This is a genomic window from Anabaena sp. TISTR 8404, assembly GCF_056847745.1.
This window is the reverse complement of sequence record NZ_CP180578.1, coordinates 6,275,966-6,300,711: the sequence shown is the minus strand read 5'-3', so window position 1 is coordinate 6,300,711 and position 24,746 is coordinate 6,275,966. Positions and strand designations below refer to the sequence as shown.

23 protein-coding genes are annotated in these 24,746 nt (G+C 37.6%); 17 read left to right on the top strand and 6 right to left on the bottom strand.

The window, feature by feature from the left end; all coding sequences use genetic code 11:
• Positions 1-30 precede the first annotated feature (30 nt).
• Positions 31-1,131: a Get3/ArsA fold putative tail anchor-mediating ATPase NosAFP gene (locus ACMX3D_RS27250; protein WP_482748899.1), complete on the bottom strand. Its 1,101-nt coding sequence runs from the start codon at positions 1,129-1,131 to the stop codon at positions 31-33.
• 86 nt (positions 1,132-1,217) lie between these two features.
• Positions 1,218-1,409: a cytochrome b6f subunit PetP gene (gene petP / locus ACMX3D_RS27245; protein ID WP_482748898.1), complete on the bottom strand. Its 192-nt coding sequence runs from the start codon at positions 1,407-1,409 to the stop codon at positions 1,218-1,220.
• A 649-nt stretch (positions 1,410-2,058) separates the two neighbouring features.
• Between petP and ACMX3D_RS27240 the strand changes: the two genes are divergently transcribed.
• The 14 genes from ACMX3D_RS27240 to ACMX3D_RS27175 all read left to right on the top strand — a co-directional run bounded on the left by ACMX3D_RS27240 (position 2,059) and on the right by ACMX3D_RS27175 (position 19,178).
• Positions 2,059-3,387 carry a nucleotide sugar dehydrogenase gene (locus tag ACMX3D_RS27240; RefSeq protein ID WP_482748897.1) on the top strand — a complete coding sequence of 443 codons (1,329 nt, stop codon included), beginning with the start codon at positions 2,059-2,061 and terminating at the stop codon, positions 3,385-3,387.
• A 14-nt stretch (positions 3,388-3,401) separates the two neighbouring features.
• Positions 3,402-4,361 carry a Gfo/Idh/MocA family protein gene (locus ACMX3D_RS27235; protein WP_482748896.1) on the top strand — a complete coding sequence of 320 codons (960 nt, stop codon included), beginning with the start codon at positions 3,402-3,404 and terminating at the stop codon, positions 4,359-4,361.
• Positions 4,354-4,935 carry an acyltransferase gene (locus tag ACMX3D_RS27230; RefSeq protein WP_482748895.1) on the top strand — a complete coding sequence of 194 codons (582 nt, stop codon included), beginning with the start codon at positions 4,354-4,356 and terminating at the stop codon, positions 4,933-4,935. Before ACMX3D_RS27235 ends, ACMX3D_RS27230 begins: the two co-directional genes overlap by 8 nt.
• Positions 4,932-6,092, top strand: coding sequence for a DegT/DnrJ/EryC1/StrS family aminotransferase (locus ACMX3D_RS27225; RefSeq protein WP_482748894.1), 1,161 nt, complete (start codon positions 4,932-4,934; stop codon positions 6,090-6,092). The genes ACMX3D_RS27230 and ACMX3D_RS27225 overlap by 4 nt, the downstream gene beginning before the upstream one ends.
• A 243-nt stretch (positions 6,093-6,335) precedes the next feature.
• Positions 6,336-7,427 (top strand): non-hydrolyzing UDP-N-acetylglucosamine 2-epimerase, encoded by a 1,092-nt coding sequence (wecB, locus tag ACMX3D_RS27220; RefSeq protein ID WP_482748893.1) that lies wholly within the window; start codon positions 6,336-6,338, stop codon positions 7,425-7,427.
• Positions 7,428-7,696: 269 nt separating this feature from the next.
• Positions 7,697-8,503 (top strand): ABC transporter permease, encoded by an 807-nt coding sequence (locus ACMX3D_RS27215; protein WP_482748892.1) that lies wholly within the window; start codon positions 7,697-7,699, stop codon positions 8,501-8,503.
• Positions 8,504-9,238 carry an ABC transporter ATP-binding protein gene (locus tag ACMX3D_RS27210; protein ID WP_482748891.1) on the top strand — a complete coding sequence of 245 codons (735 nt, stop codon included), beginning with the start codon at positions 8,504-8,506 and terminating at the stop codon, positions 9,236-9,238. It abuts the gene before it with no gap.
• Between the two features lie 72 nt (positions 9,239-9,310).
• Positions 9,311-10,318 carry a sulfotransferase domain-containing protein gene (locus tag ACMX3D_RS27205; RefSeq protein WP_482748890.1) on the top strand — a complete coding sequence of 336 codons (1,008 nt, stop codon included), beginning with the start codon at positions 9,311-9,313 and terminating at the stop codon, positions 10,316-10,318.
• A gap of 186 nt (positions 10,319-10,504) precedes the next feature.
• On the top strand, positions 10,505-11,431 hold the full coding sequence (locus ACMX3D_RS27200) for a glycosyltransferase family 2 protein (RefSeq protein WP_482748889.1): 927 nt from the start codon (positions 10,505-10,507) through the stop codon (positions 11,429-11,431).
• A 55-nt stretch (positions 11,432-11,486) separates the two neighbouring features.
• Positions 11,487-14,618: a glycosyltransferase family 4 protein gene (locus ACMX3D_RS27195; protein ID WP_482748888.1), complete on the top strand. Its 3,132-nt coding sequence runs from the start codon at positions 11,487-11,489 to the stop codon at positions 14,616-14,618.
• Between the two features lie 8 nt (positions 14,619-14,626).
• On the top strand, positions 14,627-15,832 hold the full coding sequence (locus ACMX3D_RS27190; protein ID WP_482748887.1) for a glycosyltransferase family 4 protein: 1,206 nt from the start codon (positions 14,627-14,629) through the stop codon (positions 15,830-15,832).
• Positions 15,833-15,913: 81 nt separating this feature from the next.
• Positions 15,914-16,828 carry a glycosyltransferase family 2 protein gene (locus tag ACMX3D_RS27185; RefSeq protein ID WP_482748886.1) on the top strand — a complete coding sequence of 305 codons (915 nt, stop codon included), beginning with the start codon at positions 15,914-15,916 and terminating at the stop codon, positions 16,826-16,828.
• 116 nt (positions 16,829-16,944) lie between these two features.
• Positions 16,945-18,105, top strand: a complete 1,161-nt coding sequence (locus ACMX3D_RS27180) for a glycosyltransferase family 4 protein (protein ID WP_482748885.1) — start codon at positions 16,945-16,947, stop codon at positions 18,103-18,105.
• Entirely contained in the window at positions 18,102-19,178 is a 1,077-nt protein-coding gene (locus ACMX3D_RS27175; protein WP_482748884.1) for a glycosyltransferase family 4 protein, read from the top strand. Before ACMX3D_RS27180 ends, ACMX3D_RS27175 begins: the two co-directional genes overlap by 4 nt.
• Positions 19,179-19,197: 19 nt before the next feature.
• On the opposite strand, the gene cysC is transcribed toward ACMX3D_RS27175, so the two are convergent.
• Together cysC and ACMX3D_RS27165 are read right to left on the bottom strand one after the other, a co-directional pair.
• On the bottom strand, positions 19,198-19,767 hold the full coding sequence (cysC, locus tag ACMX3D_RS27170; protein ID WP_482748883.1) for an adenylyl-sulfate kinase: 570 nt from the start codon (positions 19,765-19,767) through the stop codon (positions 19,198-19,200).
• Positions 19,768-20,059: 292 nt separating this feature from the next.
• Positions 20,060-20,272, bottom strand: coding sequence for a helix-turn-helix domain-containing protein (locus ACMX3D_RS27165; protein WP_062293164.1), 213 nt, complete (start codon positions 20,270-20,272; stop codon positions 20,060-20,062).
• A 157-nt stretch (positions 20,273-20,429) separates the two neighbouring features.
• Between ACMX3D_RS27165 and ACMX3D_RS27160 the strand changes: the two genes are divergently transcribed.
• Complete coding sequence (locus ACMX3D_RS27160; protein ID WP_482748882.1) at positions 20,430-20,915, top strand: hypothetical protein; 486 nt, start codon at positions 20,430-20,432, stop codon at positions 20,913-20,915.
• 56 nt (positions 20,916-20,971) lie between these two features.
• Here the strand turns inward: ACMX3D_RS27160 and ACMX3D_RS27155 are convergent, their stop codons facing one another.
• Both ACMX3D_RS27155 and ACMX3D_RS27150 read right to left on the bottom strand, forming a co-directional pair.
• Complete coding sequence (locus ACMX3D_RS27155; RefSeq protein WP_482748881.1) at positions 20,972-21,874, bottom strand: S1 RNA-binding domain-containing protein; 903 nt, start codon at positions 21,872-21,874, stop codon at positions 20,972-20,974.
• Between the two features lie 129 nt (positions 21,875-22,003).
• A complete protein-coding gene (locus ACMX3D_RS27150; RefSeq protein WP_482748880.1) occupies positions 22,004-22,747 on the bottom strand; it encodes a dienelactone hydrolase family protein in 744 nt (247 codons plus the stop codon).
• Between the two features lie 198 nt (positions 22,748-22,945).
• Here ACMX3D_RS27150 and ACMX3D_RS27145 point away from each other — a divergent pair, with 198 nt between their 5' ends.
• Both ACMX3D_RS27145 and ACMX3D_RS27140 read left to right on the top strand, forming a co-directional pair.
• On the top strand, positions 22,946-23,929 hold the full coding sequence (locus tag ACMX3D_RS27145; RefSeq protein ID WP_482748879.1) for a GntR family transcriptional regulator: 984 nt from the start codon (positions 22,946-22,948) through the stop codon (positions 23,927-23,929).
• A 78-nt stretch (positions 23,930-24,007) separates the two neighbouring features.
• Positions 24,008-24,679 (top strand): nitroreductase family protein, encoded by a 672-nt coding sequence (locus ACMX3D_RS27140; RefSeq protein WP_482748878.1) that lies wholly within the window; start codon positions 24,008-24,010, stop codon positions 24,677-24,679.
• The last annotated feature ends 67 nt before the right edge of the window (positions 24,680-24,746 follow it).

Here is a 24,746-nt window from a genome sequence, read left to right as displayed (position 1 = left end):
TATAATTCAGACTTCATCCTTCATCCCAATCTAAAAAGAAATAATCAAATAGTTATTTTGGAATTTTGCTCCAGTTACAGTCCTACCAGTCAAGGCTGGTGGTAGAAAAAGATTACGGCGTTGGTCGCCTGCTTCTATTGTTACTTCTGGCCCAACCTGGGTAAGTTTTACCTGCTTTTTATCAAATCCAGGTAAAAATAAGCGTACCTGACGGTTGTGGACATCAATTTCAATTGGTTTTGGTGCTTGGCGTGCTTGCTCAACAAAGTTGGGTAAAGCATCAATGAGCGGTTGCCAGTTACCTTGGCTCACTTCAGGGACAACAGTTACAGCTAAGGGTGCAAATTCTGCTGTTAAGTTTGCTGTTGTCTGGTCAGAAATCTGAACAACACCACCAACTGTAAGACCAACTTGTTGCGCGCTACCCCACAAATAACGGGCAACTGCCACTTCAATGGGGTCATTGGTTGTCACCAAAAAAGCTGCAACTCTATTGGGGTCAGCTAAAGCAGCTTTCCCCTTATCTAAGAAATCGTTGGCTTGGTTGGTGGGTTGAGCAAAGTTATCTGCTGTCCAATTGACGTTGAAAAAACTGCTAATCAGTGGTTGAATTAATGGCGATTCTACCAGTGTCTTGCCTAAATCGGAGTTGACAAATAACTGTCTAAATCGCCTTACATACCAACTGAGAGATTCTGGCAAACCTAACAGCCGCACAGTCAAAGAATCACCCGTGCCATCGTAAATAATTGCATCATATTTGCCACTAGCATCATATTCACGGATAGCATTTAAGGCGAGGGCGCTGTCCATGCCTGGTAATGCTACCAGTTCTTGACCGTAAACCTCTTTAAAAATGGGTGTACGGAGGTATTGCGCCTCCAGTTTTTTTGCTTCTTCCCAGTTGCGTTCTAGTAGTACAGATGCTGGTAACTGCACTGCTTGCAAATTAGGAGCGATTTGTTGAGGGTCGGCAGAGAGTGCTTGATCTAACAGGAGAGGTAAAACTGGTTCTGCCCGTCCTGCCAATAGTACACGCTTACCTTGACTTGCCAATAGTTTAGCTGCGGCGATCGCAATTTTGCTACGAGCGATGCCGCTATTGCCTAAAAATGTCAATATTAGGGACATTTCTTGATTTCCAATTACCGCCTGTCGTTTCTACTCCAACTTAGCACTAGGCAAATACTCTGAGCTTCCGCCTTGAGTTAGCCCCATTACACAGGTTTGATTTCATCCTCAAAAAACCAAGTGGCAGTGTTATCTTCAAACTTCACCACTACACCAATGCCACGACCATCGGTCACTTTGTAACCTTCTATAACGCCTATTTTGCCGAGTTTTTGAGCAATTGAGTTGGGTACGCGATCGCGTAAACGAAACACCTTAACCTTTTGTCCGATTTCCATACTGCCTGATTACAATGCAATAAACCAAGTCTCAGTTTAGCGGAATCTGGGACTCATCTGTTAGACATACAGCAGATCAGGATGACGTGGGGGTGCAGGGGGAGAATAACTTATGTTATTTATCATGAGTTTTTTTATCCCGGATTTTGAGTCACGACGATATTAATTCTTCCCAAGAAGAAATTTTATCAGTTTGAATTTGGAAACGAGTGTACATCTGCGCCGTAATTAAAGCTTGGTAAATACTACTTGCATCTCCTGGTTCATAGTAAAAAACATTTGTCAGAGAAAATGTTAGATAAACAGGAGAAATAATTGGTATTTAGTACTAACTATAAAAATCCGATTTGATTACTGAAAATCCTTGTTTAGGTAGGGAACAGGGAAGGGGTAACAGATAACAGGAAAGTTATTTGTGTACTAATTTTTTTCCTAATCAAATATTAAAATTCTGCATTTGGCTTCTGTACCAAGCCTAGAGTTACTTTCATATATCCAAAATTTTCTTTTTATCTATTCTTCTTAAAATTTTTACAATAATTTTAAAAGATTTATTTTGTTGTCATCCATATTGTGAAATATTGGAAATACTCTGCATTACAACAGCAAGAAATTCATTTTTATAAATGTAATTATTAGGCGTATAGCTATGCTTGAAAAATCTTCTGTTTTATTAGATTTACAAGAAAAGATTAGAACACATACAGCGATCGTTGGGGTTGTAGGATTAGGATATGTCGGACTCCCCTTTGCTGTCGAAAAAGCCAAAGTTGGTTATCAGGTAGTGGGAATTGAGCAAAATCCCCAAAGGGCTGAAAGAGTCAACATGGCTGACAACTACATCACAGATATTAAAGATGAAGATTTGAAACAAGTTGTCAGCAGTGGCAACTTACAAGCAGTTTTGAATTTTGATCGTGTTTCTGAGATGGACGTGATTGTCATTTGCGTCCCCACGCCATTGACCAAAAATTTAACACCTAATTTGAGTTACGTAGAAAGTGTGACTCATTCTATCGCTAAACGCTTACGACCAGGACAGCTAGTGACCTTAGAATCTACCACCTATCCAGGCACTACGGATGAGGTGATGCGTCCAGTATTAGAACAAATTAGTGGTTTAAAACAAGGACAAGATTTCTTTCTCGCCCATTCGCCAGAACGGGTAGACCCTGGTAATCAGCGCTACACAACAAAAAATACTAATAAGGTAGTTGGCGCATCGGATGCTCATTCCCTGGAAGTGGCGACTTTATTCTATCAGCAGACAATTGATCATGTAGTCCCGGTGAGTAGCGCCAAGGCAGCAGAACTGGTGAAGGTGTTTGAAAATACCTTTCGGGCTGTGAATATTGCCTTAGTGAATGAGTTGGCGTTATTGTGCGATCGCATCGGTCTGAATGTTTGGGAAGTATTAGACGCTGCCAATACCAAACCTTTTGGCATTATGCCTTTTTATCCTGGGCCTGGTGTTGGTGGACACTGTATCCCTATTGACCCCCATTACTTAGAATGGAAAGCCAAAGAAGTTAATTTTAATACTCACTTTATCGCCTTGGCTGGAGAAATTAATCGCGCTATGCCTTTGTTTGTTCGGGAAAAAGCCCGCAGAGTCCTGAATGAATTGGGGTTAGCCCCGGCGAAATCACAAGTATTAGTAATTGGTGCTGCTTATAAAAAAGACCTCGGTGACTGGCGAGAATCACCAGCAATCATGGTAATTAATTACTTACTAGAAGATAAAATGACTGTGACTTACCATGACCCTTATGTGCCGCAAATTGAAGCCCAAGGTCAAAGTTTTGCGAGTTTGCCATTAACTGATGAAAATATCGCGGCGGCTGACTTGGTAATTATTGCCACAGACCATAGTCAAGTAGATTATGTCAATTTAGTTGCCAAAGCCAAAGCAGTTCTAGACACCAGAGGAATCACTCGACATCTAGATTGCCTCCACGATAAAGTAACTTTGCTGTAGGGATAGGTAAAGTGGTGACAAATTCAACGCAAGCACAAGTAATTGTAGTTGGGGCGGGAAACTGGGGTAAAAATTTAGTACGGAATTTCCACGCTTTAGGGGCGTTAGCGGGAGTTGCCGAAGCTCATCCTGGTTTACGAGCAGCGATCGCCACAACGTACCCAGATATTACTACATATACTGATTTTCAAGCAGCCTTGGCAACAAATGTCCCCGCATTAGTCTTGGCCACACCAGCACCCAGCCATTATGAATTGGCAATGGCAGCTTTACAAGCAGGTAAAGATGTGTTTGTGGAAAAGCCGATGACGCTGCGGACAGAGGAAGCTAGAGAATTGGCAGAATACGCCGACAAACATGGGCGAATTTTAATGGTAGGACATTTATTGTTATACCAACCAGCGATCGCTTGGATGCGAGATTATCTAGCTAGTGGGAAAGCCGGAAAAGTGCTGCACGTCGCCACTCGCCGCTTAAAACTGGGCAAAGTCCGCGCAGAAGAAAATGTTTGGTGGTCATTTGCCCCCCATGATGTTTCCGTCGTATTAGATTTGTTGGGCAATCCTAAATTGCAAAGCGTCCAAGCCCAAGGTCATGCTATATTGCAACCCAGTATTGAAGATTACATACAAGTTGACCTGCGCTTTGGCAGTGGTCAATCAGCCCAAATAAATTGTTCTTGGTACTGGCCGTTAACGGAACGTAGTACCGTCGTGATTGCCGAAGCGCAAATGTTGGTTTACGATGAAGTCTCCCAAACGGTCACTATTCATCACAAACATATTGACCAAGATTTAAAACATTACGACCAAGGCAGTGAAATAGTGGAAGTAGCAGCATCAGAACCTTTAAAAATCGAGTGCAGACACTTCCTTGATTGTTTACAAACTCGTCAAACACCCCGTTCTGATGGCTGGAATGGTGTAGCAGTTGTGGAAATTCTAGAGGAGGCGCAGAAATTCCTACATGGCTAATTATTTTGTACATGAATCCAGTTATGTGGATGAAGGCGCAGAAATTGGCGAAGGTACAAAAATTTGGCACTTTTGCCACATCTTCGGCAAAGCGAAAATTGGGCGTAACTGTATCTTCGGGCAGAATGTTTTAGTTTCTCATAACGTAGTTGTTGGTGACTATTGCAAAATTCAAAATAACGTTTCACTTTACGAAGGCGTGATTTTGGAAGACTACGTTTTTTGTGGCCCCAGCATGGTATTCACCAACGTCAAAACACCACGTTGTGAGTACCCACGCAATACCAGTAATGATTACCTGCGGACTTTGGTCAAGCGTGGTAGTAGTATTGGTGCAAATGCCACTATTGTTTGTGGTGTTACTTTGCATGAATGTGCTTTTGTAGCTGCCGGCGCAGTGGTGACAAAAGACGTACCATCTTATGCAATGGTCGCTGGAGTTCCCGCGAAAATCATTGGTTGGATGAGTGCCTACGGAGATGTGCTACAGTTTGATGCTGATGGCTATGCTGTAGATTCTACAGGCGCTAAATATCAACAAGTATCAGAGAAAGAAGTGATAAGGGTTTCATGAGCCAAGATAAAATTCCTGTTCTCGACCTTAAACCGCAGTATGAATCGCTGAAAGCAGAAATTCAAGATGCCATCTCGCGGGTATTGGAATCTGGTCAATTTATTATGGGGCCAGATGTCAAATTATTTGAGCAAGAAGCAGCCCAATATCTGGGAGTGAAACACGCGATCGCGGTAAACTCTGGAACTGATGCTTTAGTAATTGGGTTAAAAGCGTTAGGAATTGGTCAAGGCGATGAAGTCATTACTACACCCTTTAGCTTCTTTGCCACAGCCGAATCAATTAGTAACGTCGGTGCAATCCCAATATTTGCTGATATTAGCGCAGATAGCTTTAATATTGATCCAGCAGCAATTATTGAGAAAATTACACCCCGCACCAAAGCCATCATGCCAGTTCACCTGTATGGTAATCCCGCAGCGATGGCAGCAATTTTAGACATTGCCCAAGCCCATAATCTCAAAGTTATTGAAGACTGCGCCCAATCTTTCGGCGCACGTTATCATGGCACTTGCACCGGATGTAACGATAGTTGCCAAGAAAGTACACGTCAGCGAATTACAGGCAAACAAACAGGCACAATTGGTGATGTCGGTGCTTTTTCCTTCTTCCCTTCCAAAAACTTAGGCGCTTACGGCGATGGTGGATTAATTGCCACCGATAATGACCAAGTAGCCGAAACTGCCCGGATGTTGCGCGTACATGGGGCCAAGAAAAAGTATCATAATGAAGTTTTAGGTTATAACTCGCGCTTAGATACATTGCAAGCCGCAATTTTACGTGTGAAGTTGCCCCATATTGACCAATGGAACGAAGGCAGACGCAGAGTTGCCAAAACTTATAATGATTTACTGGCAAACATTGCAGGTGTAATCACACCACATCTAGCCGATGGTCATGTGTTTCACCAATACACCATTCAGATTTTAGATGGTAAGCGCGATCGCTTACAACAATATTTAGCAGATCAAGGCATCGGTAGTATGATTTATTATCCGATTCCACAAGACCAATTGCCAGTTTATAAAGGTCAATATCCCGCAAATCCTGTGAGTGATTTACTCGCAACTCAGGTTATCAGTTTACCAATTTGGCCAGAACTTGAGGCAGCAAAAATTGAACGCATCGTCAATAATATCAGCAAAGCATTAACCTGAAAAACTAATTAATGCTGCTCAAAATTGCCATAGTTTAAACCATACTGGTAGCTATCAAATGAGTGACTCACTTAGAAACAAAAAAATTCCTTAATTTAAATCCAGTAATAGTTTATAAAGCTGATCGCAAACGATAGGGGATCAATTATCGGAATCATTTGCGGTAATTGTGGCTATGGCTCAGTATCACTAGACCAGAGCATTCCCAAAATTACAAAACCTGTATATACAAATAAAAATACTATGAAAATTGTCACGATTGTTGGCGCTCGTCCCCAATTTATTAAAGCAGCCGCAGTTTCCAGAAAGCTACAATCTCATCCTGACATTCAAGAAGTATTAGTTCATACAGGTCAGCACTATGACGAAAACATGTCTGATGTGTTTTTTCAAGAACTAGAAATTCCTGCACCTAATTACCACTTAGGAATTGGTTCCTCAAGTCATGGCGCACAAACTGGGCGGATGCTAGAGGCAATTGAACAAGTATTGTTAACAGAATCACCAGATTGGGTCTTAGTTTATGGTGATACAAACTCTACTTTGGCAGGAGCGATCGCTGCTGTCAAATTGCATATACCAGTAGCCCATGTAGAAGCTGGTTTGCGTTCCTTCAATCGAAAAATGCCAGAAGAAATAAATCGCGTACTCACCGACCACGCCGCAGATTTATTATTTGCTCCTACCACTGCTGCTGTCGAAAATCTGCAACACGAAGGAATTGCTCAAGAAAAAATTCACTTGGTTGGCGATGTAATGTACGATGCTGCTCTTGATTACGGAATTAAGGCAGAACAGAAAAGCTTGATTTTACAAAAGCTAGGATTGACTTCTAAAAACTACATCTTGGCAACCATTCACCGCGCCGAAAATACTGATGACCTTTCACGACTGCAAGCAATATTTACAGGACTGACAAAAGTTAGCCAAAAAATTCCAGTTCTATTACCGCTTCACCCCCGCACCCGTGCTGCATTATTACGTGCAGATTTATTAGAAACTGTCAGTGACTCTCTCCAAATCATAGAACCAGTGGGATATTTAGACATGGTGATGTTAGAGAAAAATGCCAAACTCATCACCACTGACTCTGGCGGAGTTCAGAAAGAAGCATTTTTTTATCGAGTGCCTTGTGTCACCTTACGAGAAGAAACAGAATGGGTGGAGTTGGTGCAATTGGGATGGAACCGCCTATTACCACCTCTAGAGGCGACGGCAGTATTTAGTGGTATATTAGACACTTTGGTGGTAACTTCTGGTAGCGAAGTTCCAGATAAACTGTACGGTGGAGGTTTAGCAACATCACAAATTGTTGAGTTACTCCAAACAAAATAGCAAGGGAGGTAAAGGTGACAATAAATAATGGTGGATGATTTGTAGAGAGCGATCGCAACAAATTGATCAGTTAGCCAGTCTTACAGATGTACGATATTTTTAGCAGTGGTTAGCAGTTGCAACATAACTTTCACAGTAATGACTTGTCTACAAAACTGTTCATAAGATTTTACTGATCAACTAAAATTCTACTGCTAATTGTTAGTTTGTACCTTTTATAGTATAAAATGCGCGAATAACTTGCCCATAGTGTGTGGTGACTTTTGAGGATGACAATTCTATTAAAAGATGATGCAAAGTGGTTACAAGCGCAACGCTACTGGGAATTAATCTATGTCTTGGTTAAGCGGAATCTGAAAGTCCGCTATCGAGGTTCTGTTCTGGGAGTCTATTGGTCGCTCTTGAACCCACTAATTATGACAGGGTTATATACTGCTATTTTTGGGGCTGCTTTTGCAGCTTATTACAATAATTCGATAATAAACTATGTTTTGGCAGCTTTTACAGGACTAGTGGTAGTCAATTTTTTTTCAGCATCGACATCTCAAGCCTTGGCTAGTGTTGTGGGAAATGGTGCTTTGTTGAATAAAATTCGTTTGCCTGTCAGCATTTTTCCTGTATCGATGATTGCTGCCAATGTATTTCAATTTACAGTTGGGGCGCTACCTTTACTAGTAGTCATGACTTTGATTAATTCCAAAAGTCTAATTAATGTATTTACGTTAATATTTCCATTCCTGTCATTAATTTTAGTTTGTAGTGGTGTCGGATTTTTTGTTAGTGCTTTATACGTATTTTTTCGAGATTTACCTTACTTTTATGAGTTAGTTGTATTTGTACTTTGGTTGAGTAGTCCGGTTTTTTATCCAGCTGCGATCGTACCAAAACAAGTCAAGGCTTTTCTAGGATTAAATCCCTTATCACCAATCATTGAAAGTCTGCGTCAAATTACATTGTCCTCAAATCTACCAGATTTAAGTTTATTGTTAAGTACCATGCTCAGTAGTGTAATTATTTTTGTACTGGGTTGGACTTGTTTTCAGTTGTGGCGGCATCAATTTATGGATTTGCTGTAAATGGAAGTAATTCGTCTAGATCAAGTTTCACTGTGGCGACGTACACAAGAAGAATTTTCCTATGACCTGAAAAAAACTCTTTTATCTGTTTTGGAGGGCAAATATCGGGAACCAGCAAAAAAATTAGTACTAGACAAAATAGATTTAGTAGTTGAAAAAGGAGAAAAAATAGGTATTATCGGGGCAAATGGCTCTGGTAAATCAACTCTTTTAAAAATAATTTCTGGTATTCTTCGTCCAACCAGTGGCTCTTTGAGAGTGCGTGGTAGGATTGCACCTTTGATTGAATTAGGCGCAGGATTTGATCCAGACATTTCTGTAATGGATAACATAATTTATTATGGAGTATTACTGGGTTTTTCTAGAGCCGAAATGAAAGAGCAAGCCCATTCAATTTTAGAGTTTGCAGAATTGCAGGACTATGCGTTCGTTCCGGTAAAGGGTTTATCATCAGGTATGGTTGCAAGATTAGGATTTGCGATCGCCACAGATGTACAACCAGACATTTTGATTTTAGATGAGGTTTTATCTGTTGGGGATGAAAGTTTTAAAAATAAGTGTAAGCAAAGAATTGATAGATTTTGGGATAATAACGCTACAGTTCTAGTGGTTTCTCATGATTTGAGATTTGTGCAGCAATCTTGTACAAGGGTGATTTGGCTTGATAAAGGAAAATTAAGATATATGGGAGATTCAAATGAAACAGTAGACTGTTATTTAAAAGCATTAAATTAGAATCAAAATTAACTTATTATTTGATTGGAAATATCTAGTAAACTCAAACTTATTAAATATTAATAAAATACTATGATTGTCTGGTTAGCCTCTTATCCCCGGAGTGGAAACACGTTTTTAAGAACTATAATATATCAAAATTTTGGATTCAAAACCTATTCAATCTTTAATCATGAAAAAGAACATTCTGGACAAGTAGGAGAAATTACTGGACATATAGAATACGAAAATAGCTGGGAAGACTTTTATGAAAAGGCTTCTTCTTCTAAAGAAATTTTTTTTGTAAAAACTCATTTAGAACCTTTAGATAATCAACCTTGTATTTATGTAATCCGTGATGGAAGAATGGCAACATTATCATATTTTTACTATATTAAAAATTTTAGACAATCTGATAGCAGCCTTTTAGAATTGATTTTAGGCGATGATATGTTTGGTGATTGGTCTAGCCATTTTTATAAATGGAACCCTTTTCATAGAAATAAAACTTTAGTAATTAGATACGAAGATTTATTAAACAATTCAGAATTAGAGATCGAAAAAATATCTAATTTTATTTCAATTGAGAATCCAATCAAGCAATGGGAAAATCCTTTTGATAAGTTAAATGAACTTGAGCCATCATTCTTTAGAAAAGGACATAAAGATTGGAAACCAGATATAAATTGGACACAACCTATTGAACAATTATTTTGGCACAAACATTCTCACCTCATGCAAACTTTAGGATACAAGGAATTAAATTCACAGACAGACTTCAGCGATATTCCAGAATCTTGTATTATAGGCTCCTTCTCAGAGCAAATCTTGAAATTGATAGATAAAAAGAAAGCAATATTAACTGATTTACAACAGTATCAGTCACTATTAAAACAAAATCAAGCTACATTGGCGGTAACTCAAGCACAATTAGAGAAAAGCCAAACACAAGTACAACAGATTCAGGTAGATCTTGATGAAAAGAACTTGCAATTACATCAGGTTCAATTAGAACTAGAAGGAGTAAAATCTAGCAAATTTTGGAAATTGCGAACACAATGGTTTAAACTAAAAAGACTTATTGGTTTAAGTAATAATTGAAGTTGAAAAAATATTAACAAATGTGTTTAATTCATAAAATCTCTTTCATGGATTCTGAACATAAAGATAAGTTCATAATAGATAAGCTTACTCATCAATTACTTCCAACTTAATCCAAACTTATTTCTGAGTTTATAACACTTATTTTTTTCGGAACTTGCCAACAAACGTAAAAGTAATAAATTAATGAAAATATCAATTATCACAGTTTGCAAAAACGCAGATAAATATATTGAAAAAGCTATTAAATCCGTAGCTTGTCAGACTTACAAAGACATTGAATATATAATTATTGATGGTGATTCTCAAGATAGAACCAAAGAAATAGTTTTGCAAAATTCCGACTGTATTAGCAAGTTCGTTAGTGAACCAGATGGCGGAATTTATGCAGCAATGAACAAAGGTATAAAACTTGCTGCTGGAGATTTTATATACTTTCTGGGCGCAGATGACTATTTAATAGATCAAAATGTTATAGAGGATGTGGCTGAGGTTATTAAAAATAAGCCAGATAGCGAATTTATATATGGCAATATTCAAGTTAGAACCGAAGTTGATAATTCAGGACACGTACACAAGCCGCCACACCCAGAATATATTTTAGAAGAACTGCTATGCGGTTGCTTACCCCACCAAGCTAGTTTTACCAAATCTCATTTATTTCATAAAATAGGTTTATTTAATGAATCTTACAAATCTGCTTCAGATTATGAATGGTTTTTAAGATTGGCACAACAAGAAGATATTAATATAGTTTATTATAATAGAATAATTGCTTCTTATTACAGTGGAGGGCAATCCAGTCAATTAGAAATTGCATTGCGAGAAATGTTTGATATACAAGATAAAGCTCCTGTATATCAAACAGAATATTGGTTAAAAGCAAGAATTGCTAAATATCAAAATATTATTATAAATCCCCAAGGGTATTGGGGATTATTTCGTATAGAAGAAAAAGCAAAAGTTTTAGATAACCTAGATAATAACCAAGATAATCTATTGTCTAACCAGTTACAAGCAGCTTTAGCAGAGATTGAAGCTATGAAAACTAGTAAATTTTGGAAGATAAGGTCAGCTTGGTTTAAAGTTAAAGAAGTTCTTCGTTTAAAATAAATAGTTAATGCACAAATTAACATTGGCACAAAAATAGTAAATTTTGGTAATTACTATGTCAAAGCAAATAAATAATACTTCCATTGAGGATTTAATTCCTCCAGAAATAAATGAAGACGAATTATATAAAGCTATTCAAAAATTAGCCAGTGAAGTAAATATTAAAACAGTTCTTGAAATAGGCTCTTCTTCGGGAGGGGGTAGTACAGCAGCTTTTGTGCAAGGAATTAATAATAATCCTCATCAGCCAACACTTTACTGTATGGAAGTTTCCAAAACTAGATTTGGAGAACTTCAGAAACGATATGCAGATTATTCATTTGTGAAATGTTATAACGTATCATCGATTGATGTGGAAAAATTTCCCGATCAAAATGAAGTTATTAACTTTTATTATCAAAAAGATACAGATTTAAAAAAATATCCATTAGAGCAAGTTTTATCATGGCTAGAACAGGACATAGAATATGTCAAAAGTTCTGGCGTATCAGGTGATGGGATAAAAAAAATTAAAGAAGAGAATAATATTGATTATTTTGATGTTGTTTTAATTGATGGCTCAGAGTTTACAGGTAGTATTGAGCTAGATGAAGTATATGGTGCTAATTTCATTATTTTAGACGATATTAATACGTTTAAAAATTTTGATAGCCATCAAAGACTACTAAAAGACGCAAACTATACATTAGTTCACCAAAATATTTATTTAAGAAATGGCTACTCAATATTTAAGAAAAAAGGATTGCAATTTACATACCCTGACTTACCTATTCATTTCTTTACAATAGTTCTCAACGGTGAACCTTTCATCCGTTACCATATTGAAGTTTTTAAACAACTGCCATGTAAATGGCATTGGCATATCGTTGAAGGTGTAGCCAAGCTGCAACATGATACTGCATGGAGCTTAGAATTAGGCGGAAAAATTCTTGACTCAATTCATGAACAAGGACTTAGCAACGACGGTACAACAGAGTATTTAGATAACATATCAAAACAGTACCCAGAAAACATTACGATTTATCGTAAACCTAAAGGTATATTTTGGGACGGTAAACGAGAAATGGTTAACGCTCCTCTTGAAAATATTCAAGAAGAGTGTTTATTATGGCAAGTGGATGTTGATGAATTGTGGACTCTAGAACAAATATGTACAGCTAGAGAAATGTTTATTAAACATCCAGAAAAGACAGCAGCATTTTACTGGTGTTGGTATTTTGTAAGCGAAAAAATTGTTGTTAGTAGCCGTAATTGCTATAGTCAAAATCCTCAACAAGAATGGCTAAGAACTTGGAGATATAAGCCTGGATATGTCTGGGCTGCTCACGAACCTCCTAAATTAGTCGAAAATGTGAAAAATAATCAACAAAAAGATATTGCTCGAATCAATCCTTTTCTACATGAAGAAACAGAAAAGCAAGGGCTAATATTTCATCATTACGCCTACACTACACCTCAACAATTGCAATTTAAGGAAATATATTACGGCTACAAAAGTGCTGAATCGCAATGGATAGCCTTGCAAGAACAAAAGCAGTTTCCATTGTTTCTTAGAGATTATTTTCCTTGGGTTAAAGATGAAACAATGGTGGATCTGGCTGATTCATGCTGTGTAGTACCTATCGCCCAAAAAGAATTCTCAAGTAATAAATGGTGTTTCCTATCGCCAGAAGATGTACAGAAAGCAACAGCCAAAATTGAAAAGATATATCCAAAAATTGCAGTTGATGGGGTATTTTTTCAAATGTTCAACACAGGTATTGCTAGAGTATGGCGATCGCTGCTTGAAGAGTGGGTAAAAAGTGGTTTCAGCAAACATATTATTGTCCTTGATAGAGCAGGGACAGCCCCAAAAATTCGTGGTATTCGCTATCGATTAGCTCCAGAATATAGATACACTGAAACAGGTGTTGATAGTGAAAGACTACAAAAAATATGTGAACAAGAAGGTGCTGATTTATTTATTTCAACATATTACACAACACCGATATCTACTCCATCCATATTCATGGGATATGACATGATTCCAGAGGTGCTTGGTTACGCAAGTATTAATGATTCTGGATGGAAAGAAAAACACTATGGGATTTTACACGCTATTAAATATATAACAATTTCTCAAAATACAGCTAGTGATTTAGTGAAATTTTATCCTGAAATTCCACCAGATTCAGTTACTGTAGCTTATTGTGGTTTAGACAAAACCTTTGCCCCTGCAACTTCTGAAGAAATTAAGCACTTCAAAACCAAACATAATATCAATAAACCTTATTTCATAGTTGTAGGTGAAAGGCTTGGTCTGAATAATTATAAAAATATCATCCATTTTTTCAAAGCATTTTCTCTACTACCAAATTCTAGTGATTTAGCTATAGTTTGTATTGGTGGTCGTCCAGAGCTAGAGCCAGAACTTGCTGCTTTAGTTTCAGCAAGTTCTACTCATATACTTCATGTGAATGATACTGATTTAAAAACAGCTTATTCTGGAGCGATCGCTTTAGTATATCCTTCCTTATATGAAGGATTTGGATTGCCGATTGTAGAAGCTATGGCTTGTGGGTGTCCAGTAGTTACTTGTTACAATTCCTCGATTCCTGAAGTAGCTGGCGAAGCAGCACTTTATGTGAATGAATATAATGTAGATGAACTTGTAAATGCATTGTCTCAAATTCAAAATCCTGATCTCAGAAACTTATTAATTGCTGTTGGGGTAGAGCAATCTAAGAAATTTTCATGGTCAAAAATGGCAGAAACAGTTGCAGAAGTTCTAATACAAACTGCCAAAACACCTACACATGAAAATACTGTACCCGTTTCTAAAATATGGGCAGAATTTCGTCATTTACAAGGCGAACTACAAAAATTGCAATCTCAATCACATAAAAATATAACCTCACATCTAGCCAATCCAGCTCCAGCACAGCTAAAAAATTTCCTGGAATTGATATCTGCTATGGAAAGCAGTAAGTTTTGGAAGTTAAGAACTGCTTGGTTTAAATTAAAAAAAGTAATTGGCTTACCAGTCGATATGTTTGAGCCAAACATAGATCCAAATCTGGATATTGAGATTCAAATTGAACAAGCTAAGGTTACAATAGCCGCAATGCGAAGTAGCAAGTTTTGGCAGTTAAGAACTGCTTGGTTCAAATTTAAGAAAGCAGTTGGTTTACCAACAGATAATGAGTAGCCTATAGTATGTCCGTATCTCCACGAATTGCAATAGATTTAACTCCTCTATTACCTGAAGGCAAAAATGGAGGAGCTAAAATATTAGCTTTAACACTTTTAAAAAGATTTCAACAATTAGTTCCTGATTACCACTTTCTATTACTAACTGCGCCTTGGAATCACCAAGAATTAGCTGAGTATCAAACAGAAAATACTCAGCTAATTTTAATGAAAGAATTAATTACAGATAGTAGCTCTAACGTAAATATTCAAAAAGTAAAAAACTTTTTCAAAAAAATTAAATTTAAATTATCTAGATTAACTTACTTAAAAAATTTTCTTAAAGATAAGCAAGTTGACTTATTATTCTGCCCTTTTTCTGCTCCTAGATTTGCTGAAACTGGTATTCCTGTTGTAGCAATTGTCTATGATACGCAACATCTGGATTACCCAGACTTTTTTGATATTAGAGAACAACAACTCCGTACCAATTTTCTCAATCTTCTTCTTCAAAAATCTCAAAAAATTATTTGTATATCTGAGTTTTGTCGCCAGTCATTGATTAGACATTTCAATGCCTCTGCTGATAAGCTTATTGTTATTCCTGTTTCAATTCATGAGCGTTGGTCAAGATTAAGTGAAGAACTAACGAATCAATATTTATTAGAATTAGGATTATCTCATTGCCGTTATGCTTTCTATCCAGCCAACTACTGGCAACACAAAAATCATCGTCTGCTTTTAGCAGCTTACAAAATATATAAAGAAAAATCTCCTGATTCACCTTTGCATTTAGTTTTCACAGGAGATTTAAAAGATGAAGAAAACCAACTCCGTCAAGAAGTTTTAGCGGCTAATGTCAATGATTCTATTCATTTTTTAGGTTTTCTCGATGAAAAATATTTAGAAGCAGTTTGGCGTGGCTGTGAGTGCTTAGTTTTTCCTTCTCTGTACGAAGGTTTTGGTATTCCTTTATTAGAAGCAATGTATTTTGGTAAACCCGTTGTGTGTAGTCATGCAGGAAGTCTACCAGAAGTTGGAGGAGATGCTGCTATCTATTTTAATCCTAAGAATCCTGATGATTTAGCAAATTGTTTACTCAGAATTAGTTATGATACTAATTTAGTTGCTGAATTAATTGTCAAAGGAAAGGAGCGACTTAAACTATTTAACGGACAAGAAATGGCAAAACAATACATTAATATATTTGAATTAGCCATAGCAAAAAAATAATATAAATGTACTCAATTTCTAATTAAGATTACCCAAAAATATAAATTTTAATGTTCTCGAAAAATTAAATATATATTTTATATGAATATAAAATTTAGTGTGGTTACACCTTCTTTTCGTCAAGGTCGTTATATAGAAAGAACTATACAAAGTGTGTTATCTCAAAATATAGATGATATGGAATATATCGTCTGTGATGGAGGAAGTGATGACGAAACTGTAGAAATTTTAAAAAAATATCATGAACAAATAAGTTGGGTATCAGAAACAGATAATGGACAATCTGATGCTGTAAATAAAGGTATATCGAAAACGACAGGTGATATTATTGCCTGGATTAACTCTGATGATATTTACTATCCAGGAACATTTCATACAGTTAAGCAAATATTTGAGTCAAGCCCAGAAATAGAAATTATTTATGGTGATGCTGACTGGATTGACGAATTAGATAATATTATTTATTCCTATCCAACAGAAAATTGGAATTACAAACGTTTAGTTCAAACTTGTTATATTTGCCAGCCAGCAGTGTTTTTTAGACGTAGTTTAATTGAGCGACTTGGAAACTTAGACACATCTTTAGAGTATTGTATGGATTATGAATTATGGCTGCGTTATGGAAAATATGTTGATTTTTATCATGTACCAAAAAAAATGGCAGGCTCACGGATGTATAAAAATAATAAGACAATAGGTAAAAGATTACAAGCTCATGAAGAAATTAATCAAATGCTCAAGCAGAAATTTGGAAAGGTACCGGATAACTGGATAATGACATTTGCATTTATAAAAGCTGAGGAAACTACAAATCTCAATAAATACGATGATGACCAAGTGAAAAAGCTGATATGGATTAGTTTAAAAGAAATTATGCAATTAAAAAAATGGGTTGCTCCGAAAATAATTATAAAAATAATATTTTGGTGGTTTTTTCCAAATTTATCTTGGTTTAGACGACTTAAAGCCGTAGATCAACAATTTAGTTCTAATTAGAATATAAAATTAATTTTAAATGTGTTTAATAATATTTAATTAAAGAATTGAATAACATAGAGTTATGCTTACCTCATAAAAAATGTTTGATAACTTATATTATTTTATCTAAACTAATGATAACAATAGCTATTGACTCAACATGTTTAAGTCCACAACCTAGCGGCGTTGGTTTATATGTCTATAATTTAATTCATGCTTTATATAGAATACAAAAAGAAGAAAATTTTCAATTGAGAATTGTACGCCAAAATAGGTTAAAAAATACTTTTATATGGAGATTGAATCAGCCTAATCTTTTAAATTTAGATGTTCCTGTATGTACTATACCTATTCCAGTAAGCATTACGAGTATTTTATGTAAGTTTCCTAATTTCATCGTTCCTTATTACGAACGCTGTTTTGGATATCCAGATATTGTTCATGGCACAGATAATTTTGTTTATCCTTGTACTAAAAGTACTAATGTAATGACCATTTATGACTTAACTTTTATTAAGTATCCTAGTTTTTCTAGCCGAATAGTTAAAACTTACACAGGTCGTATTAAGCAATGCCTAAAATGGACAGATAGAATTATAACAATTTCAGAAAGTTCTAAAAATGATATTATTAACTATTTAAATTTTTCTCCAGAAAAAATTTATGTAACACCGCTTGCCAGTCGCTATAATACTAACCCTATATATGAACGAAATATTCACATAATAGAGCAAAAAAAAATCTATGATTTTATTAAACCTTATTTACTTTTTGTTAGTACAATAGAACCAAGAAAAAATATTAATACACTTATTAATGCTTTTAATTTTTTAAAGAAAACTTATAAAATTGAACATCAGCTTATATTAATTGGCAAAAAAGGATGGAGTTACGAACCAATATTTGCAGCTATTGAAAGTTCTCCCTGGAAAAATGAAATACAACATTTGGACTATTTATCTGATGAATTAGTAGCACTGTTTTACTCAAAAGCTGATGTTTTCGTCTATCCATCTTACTATGAAGGATTTGGTATGCCTGTTTTAGAAGCTATGACGCTAGGCGCACCAGTTGTTACTTCTAATACTTCTTCAATTCCAGAAGTTACAGGAAATGCTGCTATACTGATTGACCCTCATGACCCAATCCAACTAGCAGAAGCTATTTTAAAAGTAATTAGTGATTCTCAATTGCGTCAAGAATTAATTTCTCAGGGTAAAGAAAGAGCTAAACTATTTTCTTGGGAAAAAACAGCACGAGCAACCTTGAAGGCTTACAGAAGCATTATTGAATGAACTCAAATTCGTTAATTATAAACTTATCTATACTATTATCTCAACCTACAGGCATAAGTAACTATGCTAAAAATATTTTTCCGTATTTAAAATCTCTTACCCCTACTTTATTAACACCGCAAAAATACCAAAACTTTAACTGTTATTTAGTACCTAATAATCTCACCCCTGCTCATGGTACGAAAGGTCATTTTGACCGCCTATTATGGACGCAATTTAAATTACCAAAAATTTATAGGCAACTGAAATCTCAACTTTTATTTTCGCCTCTTCCGGAAGCACCGCTTTATGCAAACTGTCGTTTTGTGGTGATGTCTCATGATTTGATACCACTGCGCTTTCCTAAACGTTTCTCACCGTTGACACCATATCACCGATACTACGTTCCTCAAGTGCTTCAGCAAGCACAACACATTGTTTGTAATTCCCAGGCTACTGCTGACGATATTATTGATTTTTACCAAATTCCCGCTAGTAAAATTACTCCTATTCGCCTAGCCCACGATCGCACACACTTTCGCTATCTCAACTTACCAACTCGCAACTACTTTCTCTACATCGGTAGACAAGACCCTTATAAAAATTTACAACGCCTGATTGCTGCTTTTGCTGCACTCCCAAACAATAGCAATTATGAACTATGGTTAGCAGGCCCCATCGATCCGCGTTACACCCCAGTCTTACAGATGCAAGTTGAGGAATTCCGCATCACTCATCAAGTAAAGTTTCTCAACTATGTTGATTATCAAGAATTACCCAAAATTATTAATGGTGCGATCGCACTTGTTTTCCCTAGTCTTTGGGAAGGTTTTGGTTTCCCAGTTCTAGAAGCAATGGCTTGCGGTACACCAGTAATTACGTCTAATATTTCTTCTCTACCCGAAGTCGCTGGTGATGCAGCAATTCTAATTAATCCCTACAACAATGCAGAAATTACTGAAGCGATGCAGATGATAGCTTCAGATGCAGAATTGCGATCGCAACTTTCACAAAAAGGTATCGCCAGAGCGAATTTATTTAGTTGGGAAAAAACAGGAAAAGCTACTGCTGAAGTTTTAGCACGCTATCTGTAAATAGCATTCAAACTTATTATCATGCTTTCAAACTTGGTTTTTCACTACTAACAGAAGAGGCTGGAATATATTCCCTTGTTTCTAAGTACTTGATAACTTTATTAATACTTTCTACAATACTTTCTTGCTCAGTATTACAAACAATTTCTGGATTTAAAGGTTCTTCATAGGGACTATCAATTCCTGTAAATTCCGGGATTTTTCCCGCTCTAGCTAAAGCATATAACCCTTTCACATCGCGTTGTTCACAAGCCTCTAAAGATGCTTTGACATAAACCTCAACAAAGTTTTCATTCATCTCTCGAACTTTCTCGCGGCTATCTTTAAAGGGACTAATTGCAGCCACAACAGAAACAACTTGATTACGGCTCAACAAACTGGCGACAAATCCAATCCGACAGACATTTATATCTCGATCTTGTTTGCTAAACCCTAAACCCTGAGATAGATGAGTCCGCACTACATCCCCATCTAATATCTCAACACGATAACCTCTTGTTTTTAACTCCAAAGCTACACCTTTTGAAATTGTGGTCTTGCCAGCGCCAGAAAGACCTGTAAACCACAAAGTAAATCCTAAATTTTCCATTATCATGCCTGAATAGAGATACAAAAAGTCGTCAGGAGTGTGTAAACATGATTCCTTAAGGCGTAGATTGTATCTTAGAACAATTCAGTTTGCCAAGGTAATGGGTAAAAAGCATGGTTTTTGACTATCACCTTTGTTTGACTGATTACTGTAGGCTTTCTCCTACAACTACTAATCAAGCGATCGCATCGCACTTGTCTTTCCTAGTCTTTGGGAAGGTTTTGGTTTCCCAGTTCTAGAAGGAGTTTTTCCACTTCGGCTTTTAAACTTTTTTCAGACTTCAGACTTATCATTATTCTTGAACAACTTCCACCAATTCCTCAATCATCACATCAAAAGTCCTGGCTAACTTCTGAATGGCGGTAAAATCTACAGTTGCTAATCCCGGCGATCGCGCGTAAGTCCTGAGAGTGCTGTAAACTACACCAGAACGGTCAGATACTTCTTTTAATGTCCAGCCCTTCTCCGCAGCAAACTCTCGAATCTTCAGCCGAATCATGCCCATAAGTTACTTGACAACTGACTGATATAAGTCTTTTAATAATTATACTGTATAAAAAGACCGCCTTCCGGCCTGGAAACTGAAAGGCGATCGCATTGTTTACAAAAAGCATCCCGTAAACACCGATAGGGTTAATTCTACCGAAGTTACAGGTATTTTCATGGTATCATCACTCAAGCCACGAGAGCTTGTCATCCGTGCATCAAAAATTGTTCACAAATCTTCACTTCAGCATCCACTAGCGCGATTTGTGACAGAAGAAGCAATTTGTTTGATGTTTCGCATTGGCTTTGGTGATATACATACAATCGAATGCTGGCGTTATGTAGTTTACGTCCACGCCAAAGGTGTTAGCAAATTTGTCAGTTATGCGGATTTTCCGCCGATTTTGGGAGTAGCGCCACCCACTCCGTCCGAGTTTATCAAATGGCGTAGGCGGTGGCGCAAACAACATGATTATGAGCAGAGAAAGCAAGCACCTGAGTGGTGGGCAGAATTTTTTATGAATGAGTTTTGGCAAGCTCTTTCTCAAGATACCTTACAAAGCTGGGGAGAACTTGTTGGCTTAATTAAATTTGCCTTTCCCGAAGAAACTTTGCAGGAATTACGAAAGAGCTATCGCCTAGAAAAATCTTTTTTAAACTAATATACATAAGGTTGCTGACTGTTGAGCATTAACAGTCAACAGTCAACACCATTAAGCTATTCAGCAGCCTTATTAGCAGCACGGTGAGCGCGTGCTTCTGCTGAAGCCATCACTTCATCCATATTTTCCAGGACTTCGCCTGGGAAGTTTTCTAAGATTCTGGTAGAAAGTGCGACTCTACCTTTACCTTCATCCAAGTCAATAATTACAGCTTTAATTGTTTGGCCGACTTGGAAGACTTTTTCGAGAGATTCAATGAATTTCTGGCTGACTTGCTTAATATGCAGCAAGGCACTCATACCATTTAAATCGACAAATACTCCAAATGGTTTAATGCCAGTTACTTTACCTTCTACCAACTGACCAATTTCTAACAAGCTGAAGTTACTTGAACGAGTTGCTAAACGTTGAGAAAGTATCAGTTTTTTATTGTTGCGGTCTACTTCCAAAAAGCCAGCGGTTAAAGTATGACCTTTAAGTGCTTCTAAGTTATCACGTTCCGATAAATGCGATCGCGGAATAAACCCCCGTAAAGATTGAAAATCAACGGTGACACCACCTTTATTCACACCTGTTACCCGGACTTCCACCGTTTGGGAATTTTCCTGCATTTGCGCTACTTTTTCCCAGATATGCTGAATTTCTAACTGCCGTCGAGAAAGAGTTACTTGACCTTCTGCATCTTGTTCGCGGATAATCAAAAACTCTAAATCTTCATGCAACGGCAGCACCTCCGATAAATCGGTTACCGCTCTCAAAGAAGCCTCATCGCGGGGAATATAAGCAGACGACTTGCCACCAATATCGACATAAGCGCCATCCGGGTCAAGTTGGAAAACTTTACCGTGAACTACCTGTCCCTTTTGAAACTGGTAGTCGTGTTTTTCTAGCGCTTGGGCAAAATCGTCCATTGTAAAAGACGAATTGGCTTTTTGAGAAACTTTCGATTCGGAATTCATGACTAATGAAAATTAATTGTTATTTAAGCTAATACCACTGGATTGCTACGCAAAGTCCATAGTCAAAAGTCCAAAGTCCAAAGTAATTAATTTTGACCATTGACCATTGACCATTGACTCTTTTGGATTTCAGTTTAATTGACTAAACAATTGTTGTACCTGAACCCAAGCATCAGTAGCAGCTTTTGGATTATAACTGCCACGACGATCGCAAAAAAATCCGTGGTCAGCTCCATCGTAGCGGAAGACACGATGCGGAATTTTGTATTTTTCTAACTCTGTTTCAATCTCGTCTGTTTGTTCTGGTGGAATGCTGGCATCTTCCATCCCAAAAAAGGCGTAAACTGTGCCTGGAATTTGGGAGGTACGTGTCAAAGTGGCTTCCCCGCCTCCTGGTGTGCTGGTAGTAATCCTAGCACCGTAAAAAGATGCGGTAGCTTTGATATCAGGGAGAGTGGCAGCCAGATAAGCTACGTGACCACCAAAGCAAAAGCCAATACAACCAATGGCATTTTGTTTGACTTGTGGCAGAGTTTTGAGATAATCAATGGCTAATTGAATATCGCTGAGTAACTCTGATGCTGTGGTTTGCTCCCAAGCATATTTTCTCCCAACTTCAATATCTGCTGGAGTGTAGCCTGTTTCAAAACCCGGAGCGAACCGATCAAACAGTGCAGGCGCGATCGCGACATACCCTAACTTAGCAATTCGCTCAGTCACATCTCGAATATGGCTATTAACGCCGAAAATTTCCTGCAATACCACAATTCCAGGGTAAGTACCTGGTGCTTGTGGCTGTGCCAAGTAAGCCGAGATTTGCAAATTATTTTGTGAAAGCTTAACCCATGAGGTGTCTATTGCTAGTTCAGTCATAATAATTTCTACTAATGCTCCGTAATTATTTGATATAACTATGCCAGTATGTTTAGGCTATTTCCTAGTAATTTATCAACTACCAAAAGTAAGTACACTAGAAATTCCTTAAAGAATAAATATTGTTACAAATAAAAAATACTACAAGTAGCAAATGTAGTTAATTACTGATGGCTACTTGATTTAGGAGTTTTGGTAATGATTCAATTCCGTATTCAGCCAGACAGTGAAATTCCGGCATCTACCCAGTTATTTAATCAAATCCGGTTTGCGATCGCGTCCCGCCAATATCCACCAGCTTACAAATTGCCCAGCACACGGGCATTAGCCATGCAAACTGGATTACACCGCAATACCATTAGCAAAGTTTACCGCCAGCTAGAAGATGAAGGTTTGGTGGAAAGTCTGGCTGGTTCAGGAATTTATGTCCGCGCCCAAGGTCATGAGGGCGGTAGCAGATTGCAATCACCAATTCTGCAAGCACACCCGGACGCATATAAAGTTGTACAGCAAGCACTTGACCAACTTCTTGCCCAAGGCTGTTCCCTCAGTCAAGCGCGGGAGCTATTTTTAGCTGAAATGGATTGGCGTTTACGTTGTAGCGCCCAGGTGTTGGTTGCAGTTCCTTCTCAAGACCTTGGTGCTGGGGAGTTGATGGTATATGAATTAGAGCAATCTCTGAAAATACCCATCCAGTTAATTATGATGGAAGAATTAACAGCTGTGTTGGATAAAACTAACTCGGCTACAGTAGTTACCAGTCGCTATTTTATTGCGGAAGTAGAACAAATTGCTGCGCCAAAAGCTGTCAGAGTTATTCCTCTGGATATCTACGACTACAGTAAAGAACTTAATCTAGTCAAAAACCTGCCGAAGGACAACTGCATAGGCATAGTCAGCCTGAGTACAGGCATTGCCCGTGCAGCCGAAGTCATCCTCCACGGTTTACGCGGAGATGAACTATTAGTAATGACTGCCCAACCAAAAGATACTTATAAACTTCAGGCAATTGTGAAGCGGGCTGAAGTCATAATTAGCGACGTAGTAAGTTTTAGAGCGGTACAAATAGCAGTGCAAGCTGCTGCTGAAGATATTATTCGACCACCGAAATTAATTAAAGTTGACAATTACATTGGGATGAATTCAATTAACTTGCTGAAACGAGAACTAGGTTTGAGTTAACCCACAGATAGAAGTGAGAAGTTCAAAGATAGAGGGACAATGGCATAGGCAGACTCACCTAACGAATGTCCTGGGATTATGTTTGTAGAAATGCACCCCTATATCGGCTTAATAGAAGCAATCAAGCAACGTCGAGCAGCCAGAGCTTTTAGGAGCGATCGCATTCCCGAAGTCATTTTACAAGAAATTCTAGAACTAGCAGCACAAGCACCATCAGGCTTTAACCTCCAACCTTGGCGATTTATCATCGTTAAAAGTCAACAAAACAAAGAAAAACTACAAGCTTGTGCTTTTAACCAACACCAAATAGGTGAAGCGCCAGTTGTGTTAATTTGTTGTGGCGACAGAAATGCAGCCCAAATGGCAAATATCACCTCTGTGATTCATCTAGGGGAAGATGAAGGAATCATGACTCCCAGCTACGCTAATTATCTCCGTTCTAGTATTCCTGAATTCTTCACCAACCATCCCAGCTTTGACACAATGGAAGCCTGGACTAACCGCCACACCATGTTAGCAGTTGCTTACATGATGATTGTCGCCAAAAGCTTTGGTGTAGATAGCTGCCCAATGGAAGGATTTGTCAGCGCTCAAGTTAAACAAGCATTTCAAATACCCGAAGAAGTTGATGTTTGTTGTTTACTAGCACTTGGCTACGCGACTGAACCCTTCAAACCTTATGGTGGACGCTTCCCGACAAATCAAGTTTGCTTCAGTGAAACCTATGGCGAACCTTTCGTACTTGAATAGAATTCCTCCTTTCCTTCTCTTTGCGCCTTTGCGCCTCTGAGTGAGATTTTCATAGTACTAGTATAAA